The sequence below is a fragment of the Patulibacter sp. SYSU D01012 genome (genome assembly GCF_017916475.1).
GTDB lineage: Bacteria > Actinomycetota > Thermoleophilia > Solirubrobacterales > Solirubrobacteraceae > Patulibacter.
This window is the reverse complement of sequence record NZ_JAFMTB010000001.1, coordinates 22326-40166: the sequence shown is the minus strand read 5'-3', so window position 1 is coordinate 40166 and position 17841 is coordinate 22326. Positions and strand designations below refer to the sequence as shown.

General features: G+C 78.0%; 16 protein-coding genes. 11 read left to right on the top strand and 5 right to left on the bottom strand.

What is annotated here, in order from left to right; all coding sequences use genetic code 11:
* Positions 1–6: 6 nt before the first annotated feature.
* A complete protein-coding gene (locus tag J3P29_RS00185) occupies positions 7–168 on the bottom strand; it encodes a hypothetical protein (protein WP_210490954.1) in 162 nt (53 codons plus the stop codon).
* A 296-nt stretch (positions 169–464) separates the two neighbouring features.
* On the opposite strand from J3P29_RS00185, the gene J3P29_RS00180 reads away from it, so the two are divergent.
* The 7 genes from J3P29_RS00180 (at position 465) to mmsB (ending at position 8930) form a co-directional block, all read left to right on the top strand.
* Positions 465–2231, top strand: a complete 1767-nt coding sequence (locus J3P29_RS00180) for a hypothetical protein (protein WP_210490953.1) — start codon at positions 465–467, stop codon at positions 2229–2231.
* The gene (locus tag J3P29_RS00175; protein WP_210490952.1) at positions 2228–3649 is read left to right on the top strand and encodes a sigma-70 family RNA polymerase sigma factor; all 1422 of its coding nucleotides are present in this window, start codon (positions 2228–2230) and stop codon (positions 3647–3649) included. The genes J3P29_RS00180 and J3P29_RS00175 overlap by 4 nt, the downstream gene beginning before the upstream one ends.
* Positions 3650–3822: 173 nt before the next feature.
* A complete protein-coding gene (locus J3P29_RS00170) occupies positions 3823–3975 on the top strand; it encodes a hypothetical protein (protein ID WP_210490951.1) in 153 nt (50 codons plus the stop codon).
* A gap of 161 nt (positions 3976–4136) precedes the next feature.
* Positions 4137–5663, top strand: coding sequence for a CoA-acylating methylmalonate-semialdehyde dehydrogenase (locus J3P29_RS00165; RefSeq protein ID WP_210490949.1), 1527 nt, complete (start codon positions 4137–4139; stop codon positions 5661–5663).
* A gap of 3 nt (positions 5664–5666) precedes the next feature.
* A complete protein-coding gene (locus J3P29_RS00160; protein ID WP_210490948.1) occupies positions 5667–6839 on the top strand; it encodes an acyl-CoA dehydrogenase family protein in 1173 nt (390 codons plus the stop codon).
* Positions 6840–6933: 94 nt separating this feature from the next.
* A complete protein-coding gene (locus tag J3P29_RS00155; protein ID WP_210490947.1) occupies positions 6934–8010 on the top strand; it encodes an enoyl-CoA hydratase/isomerase family protein in 1077 nt (358 codons plus the stop codon).
* Positions 8007–8930 carry a 3-hydroxyisobutyrate dehydrogenase gene (mmsB, locus tag J3P29_RS00150; RefSeq protein WP_210490946.1) on the top strand — a complete coding sequence of 308 codons (924 nt, stop codon included), beginning with the start codon at positions 8007–8009 and terminating at the stop codon, positions 8928–8930. The genes J3P29_RS00155 and mmsB overlap by 4 nt, the downstream gene beginning before the upstream one ends.
* Before the next feature lie 94 nt (positions 8931–9024).
* On the opposite strand, the gene J3P29_RS00145 is transcribed toward mmsB, so the two are convergent.
* The 4 genes from J3P29_RS00145 to J3P29_RS00130 all read right to left on the bottom strand — a co-directional run bounded on the left by J3P29_RS00145 (position 9025) and on the right by J3P29_RS00130 (position 13825).
* Complete coding sequence (locus J3P29_RS00145; RefSeq protein ID WP_210490945.1) at positions 9025–9948, bottom strand: universal stress protein; 924 nt, start codon at positions 9946–9948, stop codon at positions 9025–9027.
* Positions 9949–10046: 98 nt separating this feature from the next.
* Positions 10047–11252 (bottom strand): helix-turn-helix domain-containing protein, encoded by a 1206-nt coding sequence (locus J3P29_RS00140; RefSeq protein WP_210490944.1) that lies wholly within the window; start codon positions 11250–11252, stop codon positions 10047–10049.
* A 39-nt stretch (positions 11253–11291) separates the two neighbouring features.
* A complete protein-coding gene (locus J3P29_RS00135; RefSeq protein ID WP_210490943.1) occupies positions 11292–12377 on the bottom strand; it encodes a choice-of-anchor M domain-containing protein in 1086 nt (361 codons plus the stop codon).
* Complete coding sequence (locus J3P29_RS00130; protein WP_210490942.1) at positions 12377–13825, bottom strand: hypothetical protein; 1449 nt, start codon at positions 13823–13825, stop codon at positions 12377–12379. The genes J3P29_RS00135 and J3P29_RS00130 overlap by 1 nt, the downstream gene beginning before the upstream one ends.
* 146 nt (positions 13826–13971) lie before the next feature.
* On the opposite strand from J3P29_RS00130, the gene J3P29_RS00125 reads away from it, so the two are divergent.
* Genes J3P29_RS00125 through J3P29_RS00110 form a run of 4 tightly spaced genes read left to right on the top strand, consistent with a single transcriptional unit; the run spans position 13972 to position 17838 of the window.
* Positions 13972–14634: a choice-of-anchor M domain-containing protein gene (locus J3P29_RS00125; protein WP_210490941.1), complete on the top strand. Its 663-nt coding sequence runs from the start codon at positions 13972–13974 to the stop codon at positions 14632–14634.
* Between the two features lie 20 nt (positions 14635–14654).
* On the top strand, positions 14655–16223 hold the full coding sequence (locus J3P29_RS00120; protein ID WP_349239732.1) for an anchored repeat ABC transporter, substrate-binding protein: 1569 nt from the start codon (positions 14655–14657) through the stop codon (positions 16221–16223).
* Positions 16220–17086: a choice-of-anchor M domain-containing protein gene (locus J3P29_RS00115; protein ID WP_210490939.1), complete on the top strand. Its 867-nt coding sequence runs from the start codon at positions 16220–16222 to the stop codon at positions 17084–17086. Before J3P29_RS00120 ends, J3P29_RS00115 begins: the two co-directional genes overlap by 4 nt.
* Positions 17083–17838 carry an anchored repeat-type ABC transporter ATP-binding subunit gene (locus J3P29_RS00110; RefSeq protein WP_210490938.1) on the top strand — a complete coding sequence of 252 codons (756 nt, stop codon included), beginning with the start codon at positions 17083–17085 and terminating at the stop codon, positions 17836–17838. The genes J3P29_RS00115 and J3P29_RS00110 overlap by 4 nt, the downstream gene beginning before the upstream one ends.
* The last annotated feature ends 3 nt before the right edge of the window (positions 17839–17841 follow it).

Here is a 17841-nt window from a genome sequence, read left to right as displayed (position 1 = left end):
GCGCGGCTAGCCCGCGACCGCGGCCCCGCCCGCGCGGTCGTCGCGCTCGCGCCGCGGCGACCGGGCCGCGCGGCGCCGGCGCCCGACGCGCACGGCGACCACCACGACGGCCCCGTTCACCGCCGCCCACAGCGTCAGGCCGAGCGCCAGCCAGGCGAGCCAGCTCATGCGCGGACCCCCGGGGCGGTCGCGGGGCGGCAGGGGGCAGGGCGGTCGGACGGGAGCATGGGCCTCGGCGGGTCGGCGGCCGCCGCGCGCGGCCGTTCGTCCGCCTGTCGGCCGAGCCCGCCGAACGCCCCCCCCGCGGCTCCGCGGCGGACGCCGCCCTTCGGCCGGAGCGCCCAGGTCTTGAGCGGAAGGACGTCCAGGGCGACGCCTCGCCCGATCGTCCAGGATCGCGGTTCGGGCGTCCGTCGCCGTCCAGACCGCTCGGAACGGCGCGGCGGCCGTGGTGGACTCGGGGCATGCCCCGGTCCCGACCAGCCGCGCTCGTCCTGCCCGTCCTGCTCGCCCTCGCCGCGCTGCTGCCCGCGCCCGCGTCCGCGTCGACGAACAGCCCCTTCTACACCGTGTGGTCCTGCCGGGGGCCGCAGGGCCAGCCGCTGCCCACCACCGCGTGGCGGCCGGGCGGGACCAGCGGCGTGCGGACCGACGACTGCGCCGCCGGCGGCGACCTGACCGCCGCGCTGGGGATGGGCGACGACACCGGCCCCGGCGCGCGCAGCGGCTACGCGTTCGTGCTGCCCCCGGGCGGCGTCGTCAGCGGCTACCGGCTGTGGCTCGACGCCCGCACGGGCCCCACCGGCGACGGCTCCACGTTCGGCGCCGGCGTCGCCGAGGGCGACGGCCTCGGGCCCGGCCCCGTGCGCCAGGGGTGCCGGAACAGCCCGCTCGGCTGCGCGTTCGGGGGCGTGACCCCGTTCGACCACGACGACAACCTCCTGCAGGCGTCCCCGCTCGCCCTGCCCGGGCTGGCGGTGACCGCCGGCTGCGAGACCCGGGCGGGCTGCGCGCCGGCCGACGACGCCCCGGCGAGCGTCGCGCTGCACCGCAGCGCCGTCGACGTCCGGGACGCCGACCCGCCGACCGTCGGCCTGTCGTCCGGCACGATCCACGCCGCCGACCCGGTCACCGGCCGCCGCACGATGACCGTGCCCGTGGGGGACGTCGGCGGCGGCGTCGCCCGCGTCGATCTGCGGATCGACGGCACCGTGGTGCAGTCGGCCGTCGGCACCGGCACCTGCGTCGTGCCGTACGTCGTGGCGGCGCCCTGCCCGCTCGCCGCCGAGCGCACCTTCGGGATCGACGTCGACGCCTACGGGCCCGGTGCGCACACCGCGGACGTCCGGGTGACCGACGCCGCCGGCAACACCCGCGACGGCGGCGACGCGATGTTCTTCGTCGCGACGCCCACCACGCCGACGCCGACGCCGACCCCGGTCGACCCGACCCCGACCCCGACCCCGACCCCGACCCCGACCCCGACCCCGACCCCGACCCCCACGCCGACCCCGATCGACCCGACCCCTACGCCCGTCGACCCGACGCCGGCTCCGACGCCCGCCGATCCCACGCCCACCTCGGTCGTGCCGCTGCCCGCCGCGCCGGCCACGCCGGCCGCGCCCGCGCCGGGCGCCCGCCGCGTGGTCCTGCGCCTGCCCGACGAGGTCCCGGCGTCGCCCCGCCGCCGCCCGACGGGCACCGCGCGCTGGTCCGACGGGACGCCGGCGGCCGGCGTGACGCTCGAGGTCCGCGCCCGCGCGATCGGCACCGCCGTCCGGCGCGGGCGCCTGGTCGCGCGCGTCACGACGGGCGCCGACGGGTCGTTCGCCCTGCCGGCCTCGACGACCTCGCGCGTGCTGCGCGCCACCGTGGTCGACGACGCGGCGTTCGGCGACGCCGAGGAGACCGACGTGGTCGCGCCGCTGCGGGTCAGCCTGGACGCCCCGTCGCGCCCGCTGCGCAACGGCGGGATCGCCAGCTTCCGCGGCACGGTCGACGGCGCCGGCGGCACGTCGCTGTCCGTCGACGTCCAGGCGATCGTCCGGGGCCGGTGGACCACCGTGGGCACCGTCGAGACGGGCGAGGACGGCACCGTCGTCTGGAAGCACCGCTTCGTCCGCACGCTGCAGCCGGCCGCCTACCGCTTCCGCCTGGTCGTCGCCGCCGCCCGCGACCGTCCGTGGGCGCGGGCCGAGAGCCGCACCGCGATCGTGCGGGTGCGCCCGTGACGACGCTCGAGCGCCCCGGCCTGCGCGAGGACGCCGCGGTCTCGCGGGACTCGCGGCGCGCTCGCCGCCGGGCCGACGAGGCGATCGCGGCCGAGTACGACCGGCTGCGTCCGACCGTGCGCGCCGCGCTCGCCGCCAAGCTCGCCCGCGGCGGGATGACGCTGGACGACGCGGATCTGGACGCGGCGTACAACCAGGCGTGGCACACGCTGCACGCGAAGCTGGCGGGCGGCGAGCGGATCGACAGCCTCGGCGGCTTCCTGACGCAGGCGGCCTACTACCGCTCCGTCGACGAGTACCGGCGGATGCACCCCGACCGCCACGCCGACCTGGACCCCGACGCGGCGCTGCCCGACGCGGCGCCCGACGTCGTCGATCGGCTGGACGACGAGCGGCGCCTGCGCGAGGTCGTCCAGGGGCTGCGCGAGCGCCTGGGCGAGCGCGAGCGGAAGGCCGCCGCGCTCTGCTACCTGCACGGCCTGACGCGCCGCGAGGCGGCCGCCGCGCTCGGCGTCTCGCCGCCGCGGATGGAGAAGATCATGGACGGCGTCTCGCGCACGCTGGCCGGGCTCGTCGGCCAGGTGACGGCGGGTCGCTGGTGCGAGGAGCAGCGCTCGCTCGTCACCGCCTACGCGCTCGACGTGCTGGACCCGGAGGGCGAGCGCATGCCCTTGGCGCTCGCGCACCTGCGCGGCTGCCCCGGCTGCCGGGCGCTCGTGCGGCAGCTGCGCGGCCTGTCCGCGCTCGTCCCGCCCGTCGGGCTGCCGTGGCTGGCGACCGCGCTGGGGCTGGGCGCCGGCGGCACCGCCGCCGCCACCTCGGCGTCGGCCGGGGGATCGCGCGCCGCCCGCAGCGGCGGCCGCGCGGCGCAGCGCAGCACGCGGCTGGTCGCGGGCGGGGCGGTCGCCGGCGTGGTCGCGGCGGCCGTCGCGGTCGCCGCCCTGCAGAGCGGGCGATCGCCGGCGACCGACGCGGGCCCCGCGACGGCCTCGGCGTCCGTGGGGGCCGTCGCCAGCGCCGCGGTGCAGGCGGCGGCGGACGCCGGCGAGCGCGCGGCCGCGCAGGCCCGCGCCGACGCCCGCGCGGCCCGGCGCACGGCCGCCCGCCGCGCGGCCCGCGAGCGCGCCCGCGCCGCGCGCGCCCGGGAGCGCGCCGCGTCCGCGGCGGCGGTCGCCGCGGAGGCGGCCGCGACCGTCGCCGCCGCGACCCCGGCCGCCGCGGTCCCGCCCGCCGGCCAGCCGGCGTCGGCCACCGGGACCGTCGCCGCGCCCGCCGTCGCCGCGCGACCGCCTGCCGCCGCCGCGTCGTCGTCCGCCACCCCGACGTCGCCCGTGGCCGCGGCGATCGCCGCGGCCGCCGCGTCGTCGCGGGAGACGACGGACGGCGCCCAGGAGTTCGACGTGGAGGACGCGCCCTAGGCCGGCGCGAGATTCCAGGGGGGGGGAGGGCGCCGCCTCCTCCGACATAGGGGTGAAGCGGTCGCGCCCGGCGGCCGCACCGACCCGCTCGTCGCCATGCGCCCCACCCGCTCCGCCGCCACCGCCCACCGCTCGCGCGCCGCCGTCCGGCGCGTCCCGACCGGGGGCCGCGCGTGATGTCCCTCGCGTGGACGCTGCTGCTCGCGGCCGTCCTGGTCGGCGTCAACGTCGCCATCGTCCGCACGAGCGTGCGCACCTCGAGCCGCCGCGTCCAGCGCACCCTCGACGCGGCGATCCGGGGCGCCTCCGCCGACGCCGCGCGCTGAGCCCGCGGCGCGCCCCGCGCCCGCTCCGCGCGTCGGTCGCCGACGCGCGCCTTGCAGATAGTCGGACTTCCACCTATATTCGCCCGTGTGCCCGCCGTCACGCCGGGCACCCGCACGATGCGATCCGCGCGCCGCCCGGCGCCCGCAGAGGAAGGCCCGCCATGAGCTCCGTCTCCACCGTCATCCCGCACTTCGTCGGGGGCGCCCGCGTCGAGGGCACGTCCGGCCGCTTCGCCGACGTCTTCGACCCGTCCACCGGCCAGGTGCAGGCGCAGGTCGCGCTCGCGTCGAAGGACGAGGTCGACGCCGCCGTCCGCGACGCCGCGGCCGCCCAGCCCGCGTGGGCGGCGACGAACCCGCAGAAGCGCGCGCGGGTGCTGAACCGCTTCGTCGGCCTGATCAACGAGCACATGCAGGAGCTCGCCGAGCTGCTGTCGAGCGAGCACGGCAAGACGGTCCCCGACGCGAAGGGCGACATCCAGCGCGGGCTCGAGGTCGCCGAGTTCGCCACGGGCGTCCCGCATCTGCTCAAGGGCGAGTTCTCGGACGCCGCCGGCACCGGCATCGACGTGTTCTCGATGCGCCAGCCGCTCGGCGTCGTCGCCGGCATCACGCCGTTCAACTTCCCGGCGATGATCCCGCTGTGGAAGCTCGCGCCCGCCATCGCGTGCGGCAACGCGTTCGTCCTCAAGCCCTCCGAGCGCGACCCCTCCGTCCCGCTGCGGCTGGCCGAGCTGGCGCTCGAGGCGGGGCTGCCGCAGGGCGTCCTCAACGTCGTCAACGGCGACAAGGAGGCCGTCGACGCGATCCTCGACCACCCGACGATCAAGGCCGTCGGCTTCGTCGGCTCCACCCCGATCGCGCAGTACATCTACGAGCGCGCGGCGGCGACCGGCAAGCGCGCGCAGTGCTTCGGCGGGGCGAAGAACCACGCGATCGTCATGCCCGACGCCGACATGGACGACGTCGTCGACGCGCTCATCGGCGCCGGCTACGGCTCGGCCGGCGAGCGCTGCATGGCGATCTCGGTCGCGGTGCCCGTGGGGAAGGAGACCGCCGACCGCCTGGTCGCGGCCCTCAAGCCGCGGGTCGAGGCGCTGAGGATCTCGTCGCCGACGGATCCCGACGCCGACTACGGCCCGCTCGTCACGGCCGACGCGAAGAAGCGCGTGGAGGACTACATCCAGATCGGCATCGACGAGGGCGCCACCGCCGTCGTCGACGGGCGCGAGGGCCAGGTCGCGGGCGACGAGGGCGGCTTCTACGTCGCCGGCACGCTCTTCGACGGCGTCACGCGCGACATGCGGATCTACCAGGAGGAGATCTTCGGGCCCGTCCTGTCGATCGCCCGCGTCGACACGTTCGAGGAGGCGCTGGCCTTCCCGAGCGAGCACGACTACGGCAACGGCGTGGCGATCTTCACCCGCGACGGCCACACCGCCCGCGAGTTCGCCCGCCGCGTCGACACGGGCATGGTCGGCGTGAACGTGCCGATCCCGGTGCCGATCGCCTACCACACGTTCGGCGGCTGGAAGCGCTCCGGCTTCGGCGACCTCAACCAGCACGGCCCCGACGCGATCCGCTTCTACACGCGCACGAAGACCGTCACGCAGCGCTGGCCGAAGCCGACCCGGGACGGCGACTCGACCGCCGGCGGCGCGTCCTTCGTCATGCCGCAGATGGACTGACCGATGGCGACGACGACCCCGGGGGCCGCGGCCCCCTTCCACCTGGACGACGACCAGCGCGAGGTCCAGGCGATGGCGCGGCAGTTCGCCGACGAGCGGATCGCCCCGCACGCCGTCGACTGGGACGAGCGCCACCACCTGCCCGTCGACGTGCTGCGCGAGGCCGCCGAGCTGGGCCTGGGCGCCATCTACTGCGACGAGCGCTTCGGCGGCTCGGGCCTGACGCGCCTGGACGCCGCCCTGATCTTCGAGGCGCTCGGCACGGGCTGCCCGACGATCGCCGCCTACACGTCGATCCACAACATGGCCACGTGGATGGTCGACCGCTTCGGCGACGACGCGCAGCGCGAGCGCTGGGTGCCGGGGCTGGCGACGATGGAGACGCTCGGCGCGTACTGCCTGACCGAGGCGGGCGCCGGGTCGGACGCCGCGGCGCTGAAGACCACGGCCGTGCGCGACGGCGACGAGTACGTCCTCAACGGCGCCAAGCAGTTCATCTCGGGCGCCGGCAGCGCCGGGATCTACGTCGTCATGGCCCGCACCGGCGGCGCCGGCCCGAAGGGCGTGACGGCGTTCGTCGTCGAGGACGGCACGCCCGGCCTGTCGTTCGGCAAGCAGGAGCACAAGATGGGCTGGCGCGCACAGCCCACGGCGTCGGTCAACCTGGACGACTGCCGCGTCCCGGCCGCCAACCGGCTGGGGGAGGAGGGCTCGGGCTTCGCGATCGCGATGGCCGGCCTGGACGGCGGGCGCCTGAACATCGGCGCGTGCTCGATCGGCGGCGCGCAGGCGGCGATCGAGAAGACCGTCCGCTATGTCGGCGAGCGCGAGCAGTTCGGCGGGCCGATCGGCGGCTTCCAGACCGTGCAGTTCGCGATCGCCGACATGGCCACCGAGCTGGAGATGGCCCGCACCTTCCTGTGGCGCGCCGCGGCCGCCCTCGACGCGGGGGACCCCGACAAGACGCGCCTGTGCGCGATGGCCAAGCGCACCGCCACCGACATCGCCATCCGCGTCGCCGACCAGGGCCTGCAGCTGCACGGCGGCTACGGCTACCTGAACGAGTACGGCATGGAGAAGATCGTCCGCGACCTGCGCGCGCACCAGATCATCGAAGGCACCAACGAGGTCATGCGCCTCATCGTCTCCCGCGACGTCATGCGGAAGGGCGCATGACGGTCGCCACGCGCGGCCGCCGGCGGGGCATGATGGCCGCGACCGTCCGCGCCGACCGGCGCCCCGTCCCCACCCCCGTCCCCCGGAGGCCCGCATGACCGACGATCCCACCCAGGCCGAAGAGGTCCTCGTCCGCACCGAGGGCGCGCTCGGGCACCTGACGCTCAACCGGCCGAAGGCGATCAACGCGCTGACGATCGGGATGATCCGCACCCTCGCCGCGGCGCTCGACGCGTTCGAGCGCGACCCCGACGTGCGCGTCGTGGCGATCGACGGCGCCGGCGAGCGCGGCCTGTGCGCCGGCGGCGACATCGTCGCGCTGCACGACTCCGCGAAGCAGGGCACGGACGCCGCCGCCACGTTCTGGCGCGAGGAGTACGAGCTGAACGCTCGGATCGCGTCGTACCCCAAGCCGATCGTTGCCCTGATGGACGGCGTCGTGATGGGCGGCGGCATCGGCCTGGCCGGCCACGCCAGCCACCGCCTGGCGACGGAGCGGCTGATCTCGGCGATGCCCGAGGTCGGCATCGGCTTCACCCCCGACGTCGGCGGGACGTGGCTGCTCTCGCGCGGCGACGGCGAGCTCGGCACCTACCTGGCGCTGACCGGCGCGCGGCTCGGCGCCCACGACGCCATCGCCGCCGGCCTGGCCGACCGCATCGTGGCGGCGGCCGCCCTGCCGACGCTGCTCGAGGAGCTGCGGACGGGCGACGTCGACGGCGCCATCGAGCGCGCCGAGGACGTCGAGGTCGAGATCAAGCGCGGCACCCTCTCGCAGTCGCGCCGCTGGATCAACCAGGCCTTCGCGCACGGGACCGTGGAGGAGATCGTCGCCGACCTGCGGGACCGCGACGAGCCCGACGCGCAGCAGGCGCTGGCGTGGATGGAGGGCAAGTCGCCGACTTCGCTCAAGGTCACCCTGCGGGCGCTGCGGCGGGCGCGCGAGCTGCCGAGCCTGGAGGCCGCGCTCGACCAGGAGTTCCGCGTCTCGACCGCGTTCCTGTCGACCCCCGACTTCGTCGAGGGCATCCGCGCGCAGGTCGTGGACAAGGACCGCAACCCGCAGTGGTCGCCCGCGACGCTGGACGGGGTCGACGACGCCGAGCTGGACCGCTACTTCGCGCCCTCGCCGGCCGGCGACCTGGGCCTGGCGCAGGAGGCATCCGCATGAGCGCGCTCACCCCCGACGGCACCACGGTCGCGTTCGTCGGCCTGGGCCACATGGGCGGCCCGATGGCCGCCAACCTGGCGAAGGCCGGCTACGCGGTCCGCGGCTTCGACGTCGTCCCCGAGGCGGTGGCGAAGGCGGAGGAGGCCGGCGTGACGGGCGCCGCGTCGATCGCCGAGGCCGTTGCCGGCGCGGACGTCGTGATGACGTCGCTGCCCAACGGCGCGCTGCTGCTGGGCTGCTACCGCGGCGAGGACGGGATCCTGGCGCACGCGCAGCCCGGCGCGCTGCTCGTCGACACCTCGACCGTCGACGTCGACGACGCCCGCGCCGCCGCCGACGAGGCGCGGGCGGCGGGTCTGCGTGCCCTGGACGCGCCCGTCTCCGGCGGCGTCGTCGGCGCCGAGGCCGGCACGCTGGCGTTCATGGTTGGCGGCCCCGAGGCCGACGTCGAGGCCGCGCGGCCCGTCCTGGACGTGCTCGGCGCGCGCGCCGTGCGCTGCGGCGACTCGGGCGCCGGCCAGGCGGTGAAGCTCTGCAACAACATGCTGCTCGCGATCCACCAGATCGGCGTGGCGGAGGCGTTCGCCCTGGCCGAGAAGCTCGGCGTGGAGGACCAGGCGCTCTACGACGTCTCGTCCGTCGCGACCGGGCAGTGCTGGGCGCTCAACGTCAACTGCCCCGTGCCCGGGCCCGTCCCGACGAGCCCCGCCAACCGCGAGTACCAGCCCGGCTTCGCGGTCAGCCTGATGAACAAGGACCTGGGCCTGGCGCTCGCGGCGGTCGAGAAGACCGGCGTGCACGCCGAGCTGGGCCGCCACGCCGGCGAGGTGTACCGGGCGCTGAACGAGGGCGAGACGGCGGGCAAGGACTTCTCCGTCGTCTACCGCGCGATCGCGGAGCGCTCCGGCATCGAGCGGTAGGCGCGCTTCCGGTCCCCGCCCGGCGGCACACGCGCCCGCCGGGCGGGGACCGGGAGCGGACCGGTCGGGCCCCGGCCGGCGCCCGGCGCCCGGCTCAGGCCGTCGCCGGCGCGTCGGCGCGGTCCGCGTCCGGGGCGTCCCCCTCGCCCGGCACGTCGGAGTGCGGGACGGCGACGAGCGGGCAGGCGCTCTCGCGCGCCAGCCGGGCGGACACGCTGCCGAGCAGCACCCGGCGGATCGGGCCGTGGCCGCGCGACCCGACGACGAGCAGGTCGAGGGAGCGGCTGGCCTCGGCCAGCCGCACCGGCACGCTGCCCTCGAGCAGGACGCCGGAGACGTCGTCGACGCCCTGCACGGAGGCCTCGGCCTCGCGCACCGTCTCGCGCACGTAGTCGCGGATGTCCGCCATGGCCCCCGGCCCGGCGTAGCCGCCGTACCAGACGATCTGCTCGTCGAGCACGCGGACGATCCGCAGCGCGGCGCCGAAGCGCGACGCCAGGTCGGCCGCGATGCCGAGGGCGTGGCGCGCCTCGGTCGAGTCGTCGAACGCCACGCCGACGGTGCGGATGCGGTGGTCGGCGTCGGCGTAGCCGGCGGGGGCTACGGCGACGCTGCACGGGGCGCCGTGCAGCGTCTGCTCCGTGACGCTGCCGGGCAGCACGCGGCCCAGCGTGCCCGTGTGGCTGCCGCCGACGATGATCGCCCGGGCGCCCTCGGCCGCCGCGACGCGGTGCAGCCCCTCGGCGGCCGACGTGCCGCGGACGACGCGGAAGCTCGTGTCCTCCCGGCCCTCGAGCGCCTTCTGCGCCTCGGCCAGACGCTCCTGCGCGGCGTCGCGGAAGAGCCGCTCGTACTCGCCGGCCACGCTGGGGTCGCCGACGGGGGTGTAGCGGTAGACGGAGGTGACGGTGATGTGCGTGGGCCGCGCGGGGTCGGCGTCGGCCAGGACGGTGGCGAGGGCCAGGGCGTCGCGGGCGCCGGCGGACCCGTCGTAGGCGGCGATGATCGTGTCGGGCATGCGGGGCTTCCGGGGGGCGGGTGACTGCGGTACCCCGACCGTAGAACCGTCGCGGGCGCCCGACGACGGCCCGATGCCACACGGCCCGTCCGGGGTTTCTACGGATTCGTGGACGCCGTCCGCGGCGGCGGAGGCGCCTCGGGCGCGGGCGCCGTGCCCCCGCGGAGACCCTGCGCCAGCCGCCACGCGCGGACCGCCAGGTGCGCGCGCAGGACGTCGTCGCCGCGCCGCAGGTCGATCCCCAGCAGTCCCTCGGCGCGGGCGAGGCGGCGGTAGAGCGTCGCGCGGTGGACGTGGAGGGCGCGGGCGGCGCCGGCCACGTCGCCCGCCCGCTCCAGCACGGCCTCGAGCGCGGCGACCAGCTCGGCGGCGTCGCGGTGGTCGCGAAGCGGCGCGAGCAGCGCGGGCTGGGCCGGCCGGCCCGCGGCGTCCCACAGGCGCGCGGCCGCGGGCCACGCGCCCAGCTCGGCGTCGGCGGCCGCGGGGCCCCGGGACGGCAGCGCGGCGCACACCAGCAGCGCGTCCTCCGCCGCGGCGCGGGCGGTGTGCGCCGCCCCCAGCCCGGTCGCGGACGCCGCGCCCGCGTGCCGCGCCCCCGCCCGCTGCAGGGCGCGGGCCAAGGCGCCGGCGTCCGTCGTCGGGGCCAGCGCCACGACGCGCTCGCCGGCCGCCCGCCACGCCAGCTCGCCCGCGTGCCAGCGGCGCTCGGCGCGGGCGCCGACGTCGGCGGGGTCGTCGGGGCCGCCGGGCGGCACGGCGGCGACGGCGACGGCGATCCGCGCGCCGCGGTCCCAGCCCCGTCGGGCACGCAACGCCTCGGCCGCGGCCTCGCGCGCCGCGGGGTCGTCGGGGTCGAGCACCCCGGCGACGAGGCGCTCGGTCTCGCGCCGCTCCGCCGCGGCCGCACCCTGCCGGCGGCGCAGCAGCGCGCCGACCGTCGCGGCGGCGTCCACCGTCGCGGCCTGCTCGCGGTCGTCGAGCGGGCGGTCCCCGGGGATCACCCACAGGAAGCCGAGCAGCACCCCGTCGTGGCGGACGGGCGCGCACGCGCGCGGGCCCATCCCGATCGCGGCGTTGGCAGGCGTGGCGACGAGCGGCCCGGCCGTCGGCAGCCCGAGCGTCTCCAGCCACGCGGCCACCTCGGGTGGCGCCACCCGGGTGAGGATCGACGCCTGGCGCACCCGGTCCTCGGGGCCGCTGAGCGCGGAGTACGCCAGCAGGCGCCACCGGCGGTCCTCGAGCGAGACGGGCCGGCCGAGCAGGGCGGCGAGGTCGTCGACGAGGTCCTGGACGTCCGCCGCCACCCGCCCACCGTAGCGGGCGGGCGGCGGACCGACGGTCCCTCAGCGCACGGCGAGCCGCAGGCGGCGGACGGTGCGCGGGCCGCCGTCGGACGGCGTGGCGACGGCGCGCACCGCCAGGCGCGCGCCGGTCCGGCGGCGCAGGGTGCGGGCGACGGACGCCGTGGCCCGCAGCCGCACCGTCCGCGTCGTCCCGGCCGCGACGGCGTAGCGCCCGGTGGCCACGGCGAGCCGGCGGCGCGCGTGGCCGTGACGGACGCGGCCGACGGACCGCACGGCCAGGCGACCCCGGCAGGCCCGCGGGCCGACGCAGCGCAGCCGCACGGCGATCCGGCGCCCGGCGTCCATCCGCAGCGCGCCGGAGCGGACGGCGAGGCGCGAGCGCGGCACGGGCCGGGCGCCGCTTCCCCCGGGGGCGGGCACGGTGGCCGGGGGGCTCGCGGCCGGCGGCGCGTCGCCGGGCGGGCCGGGCAGCGCCCCGTCCACGACGACGGTGAGCGTCCGCGTGTCGGCCTGCGGCGTCCCGCCGACCGATGCGCGGTGGGTCATCGTCAGGCGGTAGGTCCCGGGACGGGTGAAGGACCAGGCGCCGTGGGCGTGCTCCCCGGCCGCGAGCGGCAGCGCGTCCGGCAGGCCGTCGGCGCTGTCGAAGCGCCGCGTCGCGTCGCCGAACGCGTTCTCCTGGAACAGCGCGACCGTGCCCGGACCGTCCACGGCGTCCAGGCTCCACGTCAGCGGCCCGTCCGCGCCGGGCAGCGCCTCGGCGCTCCAGCCCAGCCACGGCAGGCCCGCCCGCTGCGTCTGCGGCAGCAGCCACACGGGCGATCCTGCCGGACCGAGGAACGCGTGGCCGGGGCCCGCCGGGACGGTCGTCCGGGCGGACGCCGCCACCCGCAGCGTCACGTCGCCGACCGCGTGCCACGCGGACCCGTGGTGGATCTCGCTGCGCAGCGTGCCTCCCGCCGCGCGGGCGGCGTAGTCGACGTGGCCGTCGGCGATCTCGACGCCGCCGGCGGCCGCCGGGGCGATCGCCCCGGCGGCGAGAGCGGCCCCCAGGGTCGCCGCGGCGGCCCGCCCGGCCCGGCGGCCGGACGGGAGCCGGCCGGTCCACCGGCTCCCGGGGCGCATCAGCGGCGCACCTTGACGGTGCGGCGGACCGTGGTCGTCCGGCCGTCCGCGTCGCGGACCGTGGCGGCGACGGTGATGCGCAGGGTGCCGCGGACGGCGCGCAGCGCGCGGCGGTGCTTCGCCGCCAGGCGCACGCGCAGCACGGCGGGGCCGGCCTTGGCCCGCGTCGTCCGCGCGCTGCCGAGCGCGACGGTGCGGGCACCGCGGGGCACGCGCAGCCCGAGGCGCCGGGCGGCGGCCGCGCGGATCGTGGCGCGGACGGTCACCCGGGCGGCGCGGTCCAGGCGGACCACGGTGCGCAGGTGGCCCGCGCGTCGCAGCGCGGCGGCCCGCGTGCCGGCGGGGGCGGTCAGCCGGGCCGCCGGCGCGCTGGTCGGCGCGACGGGCGTCGGGGCGACGGGCAGGGCCGGGGCCTGCGGCGCGACCGGCGCCGGGGCGACCGGCACGGCCGGCTGGTCGTGGGCGTGGTCGGTGACGTGCAGCGTCACGGGCGCCGACTCCGCGACGACGGCGTGGTCGTGGTCGTACAGGCGGGCCTGCACCGCGCAGCCGTCGTGGCGGGCGTCGGCCGTCGTCCTCCAGGCCGCGGCGAAGGCGCCGGGCTCGACGGTCCAGTCGCCGTCGCCGCAGCGCACGAACCAGTGGTAGTGGTCCAGCTCGGTCGCGGGCTCCTGCACGGCGGTGAGCGCGATGGCGTCGCCCGGGTGGTAGTGGTCGCGCGCCCCGGTGACGGTGAGCGCGGGCGCCGGCGTGCCGGCCCCGTGGTCCTCCACGTGCACGACGACGGGCGTGGACGCCGCGCCGAAGTGCCGCGCGACGATCTCGCAGCCGTCGAGCTCGGGCGCGGCGACGAGGGTCAGGCGGCCCTCGGCGTCCACGGTGCCGGCCGTGCGCTCCCACGGCCCGTCGGCGGTGCAGCGCTGGTACCAGCCGCGGTGCGCCGCGGCGTTGTCGGCGGTGCGGCTCGGCGTCGCGGTCAGCTCGATGGCGTCGCCCGAGTGGTAGTGGTCGCGCAGGCCGTCGACGGTCAGCGCGAGCGGCGCCGGGCCGTGACCGTGGTCGTCGATCTCGATCGTCGCGGGCGCCGACTCGGCGACGACCGCGTGGTTCTCGCCGAACAGCCGCACGACGACCTGGCAGTCGTGCAGCTCGGGGGCGGCGACGAGCGACAGGCTCGTCTTGGCCCCCGACACGACGGTCCAGTCCGGGGCCCCCGCGCACCGGTGGTACCAGTGGTAGTGGTCGTTGTCGGACGGCGGGTCCTGGGTGACCGACAGGCTCACGGGCGAGCCGGAGTGGTAATGGCCGGCGAGGCCGTCGATCGTCAGCGCCGGATCGGCGGCGCGGGCGGCGGCGGGCAGCGCCAGGGCGAGGAGGACGGCGAGCGCCAGCAGCGGTGCGCGCAGCACCGCGGCGGCGGCCCGTGGGGCGATGGGGATGGGGGACATGGGGTCTCTCCGGGGTCGGGATGCCGGGTTCGGCGCGCCGCACAATAACGAGAATCGTTCTTATAATGGCGTCTCGCCGCTCGTCGGCCGCCGCTTCGGCGCCGCCGCGTCCGTCCGCCCCGTCGTCCGAGAAGAGACCGATCCCCGTGCCGTCCCTCCCCCTCCGCAGCGTCCCCACCGGACGCCCCGCCGCCCTGGCCGGCGCGGCGCTCGCCACCGTCGCGCTGGCGGTGCCCGCTCCCGCCGACGCGGCCCGCCGCACCGAGGTGCGCGCCGGCCACCTGGACGCCGTGGCGGCCCGCCTGTCGGGCGGACGACTGCGGCTGGGCGTGAAGGACGCCACGGCGGGCGGCCGGGCGCGCTGGCGCTCGACCGCGTCGGTGCTGGTCCGCGTCGGCGGGGCCGCGCGCGTCACCCTGCCGTCGGGCCTCGGGGCCGTCGGTCCCGCCGGCACCACGGCGTGGCTGCTGCCCCAGGTGCAGCGTCGGGGCGTCGTGTGGGCCGGCTGGAACACCGAGGCGATCGACGCCGGGCGCCTCCGCGGCGACCTGACGTGGCGCCTGACGACGGTCAGCGGGCCCGGCCGCTTCGTGCTCTTCCAGAACGGGGCGTTCGGCCGACCCGACGTCCTCTTCACGTCGGCGAAGCGCCTGCCGCAGCGTCGCGCCCTGCCGGCGGGCGTGCACGCGCACGGCAACTGGGCGTTCACCCGGCGGGGCAGCTACCGCCTGACGTTCGCGCTGTCCGGCACATCGCGGTCGGGCGCCGCGCTGCGCGCCACCTCGACCCTGCGGCTGCGGGTCGGCTGAGCGTGCGCCACGCACGACCGGTGCACCGTCGTCTCGTCGCCGCGCTCGTGCTGCTCGCGGTCACGGGCGCCGGCGGGTGCGGAGCCGCGGGCATCCGCGACGACGGCGAGGCCGCCGATGCGGACGGGCGCCTGACGGTCGTCGCCACCACCCCGATCCTCGCGGACCTCGTGCGGCAGGTCGGGGGCGATCGGGTGAGCGCGGGGTCCATCGTGCCGACGAGCGGCGACCCGCACTCCTACGAGCCCACGCCCGCCGACGCGGCCCGCGTGTCCCGCGCCGACGCGACGTTCACCAACCACCTGCTCCTCGAGGAGCACGCGCTCATCAAGACGATCGACGCCAACGCCCCGAAGGGCGCGCCCAACGTGTCCCTCGCCGAGGAGTCCGAGGCCTACGGCGCCAACGTCATCCCGCTCGTCGAGGACGTCGGGCTGGACGTCCTGTGGCTCGGCCTGCGCGTGCGCGGCAGCGGGCGCGGGCTCGGCGCGACGCGCGCGTCCGAGGTGCTGCTGACGGCGACGCGGGCGACCGGCCCGGGTGACGTCACGGCGTACCTGACCGGATCGCTCGGCCGGCCCGAGATCGCGTTCTCGTCCCGCGACGGCTTCACGGCGGACGCCGACACGACGACGCTGCCGCCGGCGGCGCACACCCACCTGAACTGGGCGTTCTCGCGGCCCGGCGTGCACACGCTCACGCTGGAGGCGCGCGTGCGCCACGTGGGAGGTCGCCCCGGCCCGCCGATCGCGCGGGGCACGTTCCGCTTCGCCGTCGGCGTCGACCCGCAGAGGGTGCGGACGGCCGGCCGGCGGACCGTCCTGGGCGACGGGCACACCGACCTGACCGTCGACCTGGACCACGGGCGGATGTACGCCTACGCGGACGCCGGCCGCCCCGGCGGCGCGCAGCGCGAGATCGCGCCCGCAGAGGCCGTGATCGAGGTGCCCGACCGGGCGGTCGACACGGTGCCGAAGGAGGCGCGCTTCCGCTTCCTCGGCCCGCCCGGCGCCCGCATCCACCAGCTGCCGCAGGCCGTCCTGGGCAAGCACGTCCACGGCGAGATCGACCCGCACCTGTGGGCCGACGTGCGCAACGCCAAGGCCTACGCGCTGATCATCCGCGACACGCTGAAGGAGCGGGCGCCCCAGCACGCCGCGGAGTTCGACCGGCGGGCCGCCGCCTACGTCCGGCGCCTGGACGACCTCGACGCCTTCGTCCGCCGCACGGTCGCCGAGGTCCCGCGCGGCCGCCGGCAGCTCATCACCACGCACGACGCCTTCGGGTACCTCGCCGACGCGTACGACCTGTCCGTCGCCGGCTTCGTGGTGCCGAACCCGGCCCAGGAGCCGAGCGTGGAGCAGCTGCGCACCCTGAACGACACGATCGACCGGCTCGACGTGCCGGCGGTCTTCCTCGAGCCGAACCTGGCGCAGCGCGCCACCGTGCTGCGCCAGGTGGCGCGGGACCGGGGCGTGCGCGTCTGCAAGCTCTACGGCGACGCGTTCGACGCGCAGGTCACGAACTACGTGGCGATGATGCGCCACAACGCGCTCGAGCTGCGGCGCTGCCTCGGGGGCCGCTCGTGAGCGGCCGCGGCGGCGCGCGGCGCCTGCTCGCCCCGCTCCTGGTGCTGGCGCTCCTCGCCGGGGCGGCGCCGACGGCCGCCCGGTCCGCGGCCGCGGAGCGCGACGCGCCCGCCGGCCGGCACGTCGCGCGGGACGGGCACGTGGACGTGGGGCCGCGGCTCGTCGACGGACGGTGGGCCCTGCAGGCGCACGTCGACCACGACGGCCGCTCGGCGTGGCACGCGCTCGACGAGCTCGTGCTCGAGGTCGGGACCGCCGCGCGGACCACGCTCCCCGCCGATCCGGCGTACCGCTTCCTCGGTCGGCCGGGCGATCGCGTGTGGGTGCTGCCGCAGACGCAGCGGCCCGGGGTCGTCTGGCCCGGCTGGAACACCCAGGACCCGGGGGTGACCGCGCGCGTGCGGCGCCCCGTCACCTGGACGCTGCACGGGGTCCGCGGCCCGGACGCCGCGGCGGCGCGGGGGTTCGCGCTCTTCCTCAACGACGGGTTCGGCACGCCCGAGGTCGTCTTCGCCGGCGCCCGGCCGTTCCCCCAGCGGTCGACGGTCGCCGTGGACACCCACGTCCACGGCAACTGGGCGTTCCCGCGGCCCGGCGCCTACGCGCTCGACGTCGAGATGTCGGCGGTGCTGCGCGACGGCACGCGCGTCGCCGATCGCCGGCTGCTGCGCTTCGCCGTCGGCGGCGCGGACCCCGACGCGGCCTTCGCCGTCGGCGGCGACCACGAGGGGGCGGACGACGCGGGCCGGGCCGCGGCCGGCACGGACGCCGGGGTGCCGATCCTGCTCGGTGCGCTCCTCGTGCTCGCGGTCGTGGTCGTCGCCACGGGGCTGCGGCTGCGCCGCGTCCGGGGGCAGGCGTGAGCGCCGCCGCCCTCGTGGACCTGCGCGGCGTGGGGGTCGAGCTCGGTGGTCGGCGGGCGCTGCACGACGTCGACCTGCGGCTCGGCCGCGGCGAGCTGACCGGGCTCATCGGGCCCAACGGCGCCGGCAAGACGACGCTGCTCCGCGCGGTGCTCGGCCTGCTGCCGGTCGCGGCGGGCGCCGTGCGCGTCGACGGCCGCACGCCGGCGGCGGCCCGCGGCACGCTCGGGTACGTCCCGCAGCGCCACGAGTTCGCGTGGGACTTCCCGATCTCGGTGCGCGGCGCGGTCCTCACGGGCCGCACCCATCGGACGGGCTGGCTCCGCCGGCCGCGCGCCGAGGACCACCGGGCCGTCGCGGACGCGCTGGCGCTCGCGGGGTTGACCGATCTGGCGGGGCGGCCGGTGGGCGAGCTCTCCGGGGGCCAGCGGCAACGCGTGCTCGTCGCCCGGGCGCTCGCGCTTCGGCCCCCGCTGCTGTTGCTCGACGAGCCGTTCACCGGCCTGGACGTGCCGACGCAGGAGCTCCTGACGGCGCTCTTCCGCCGGCTGCGCGACGAGGGGACCACGCTGCTCATGACCACCCACGACCTGGGCGCCGCGGCGGAGCTGTGCGGCCGGATCGTGCTCCTCAACCGGACCGTCGTCGCGGACGGGCCGCCGGCCGAGCTGCGCGACCCGGCCCTGTGGCTGCGGGCGTTCGGCGTCGCGCGCTCCGAGCAGCTGCTCCACGCGCTGGGGGCGGGGGCGTGAGCG

Excerpts from the sequence above, each read along its gene's own strand:
- J3P29_RS00165 (WP_210490949.1), top strand. The coding sequence starts at position 4,137 with ATGAGCTCCGTCTCCACCGTCATCCCGCACTTCGTCGGGGGCGCCCGC.
- mmsB (WP_210490946.1), top strand. The coding sequence starts at position 8,007 with ATGAGCGCGCTCACCCCCGACGGCACCACGGTCGCGTTCGTCGGCCTG.
- J3P29_RS00185 (WP_210490954.1), bottom strand. The coding sequence starts at position 168 with ATGAGCTGGCTCGCCTGGCTGGCGCTCGGCCTGACGCTGTGGGCGGCG.
- J3P29_RS00160 (WP_210490948.1), top strand. The coding sequence starts at position 5,667 with ATGGCGACGACGACCCCGGGGGCCGCGGCCCCCTTCCACCTGGACGAC.
- J3P29_RS00180 (WP_210490953.1), top strand. The coding sequence starts at position 465 with ATGCCCCGGTCCCGACCAGCCGCGCTCGTCCTGCCCGTCCTGCTCGCC.
- J3P29_RS00155 (WP_210490947.1), top strand. The coding sequence starts at position 6,934 with ATGACCGACGATCCCACCCAGGCCGAAGAGGTCCTCGTCCGCACCGAG.
- J3P29_RS00145 (WP_210490945.1), bottom strand. The coding sequence starts at position 9,948 with ATGCCCGACACGATCATCGCCGCCTACGACGGGTCCGCCGGCGCCCGC.
- J3P29_RS00130 (WP_210490942.1), bottom strand. The coding sequence starts at position 13,825 with ATGTCCCCCATCCCCATCGCCCCACGGGCCGCCGCCGCGGTGCTGCGC.
- J3P29_RS00135 (WP_210490943.1), bottom strand. The coding sequence starts at position 12,377 with ATGCGCCCCGGGAGCCGGTGGACCGGCCGGCTCCCGTCCGGCCGCCGG.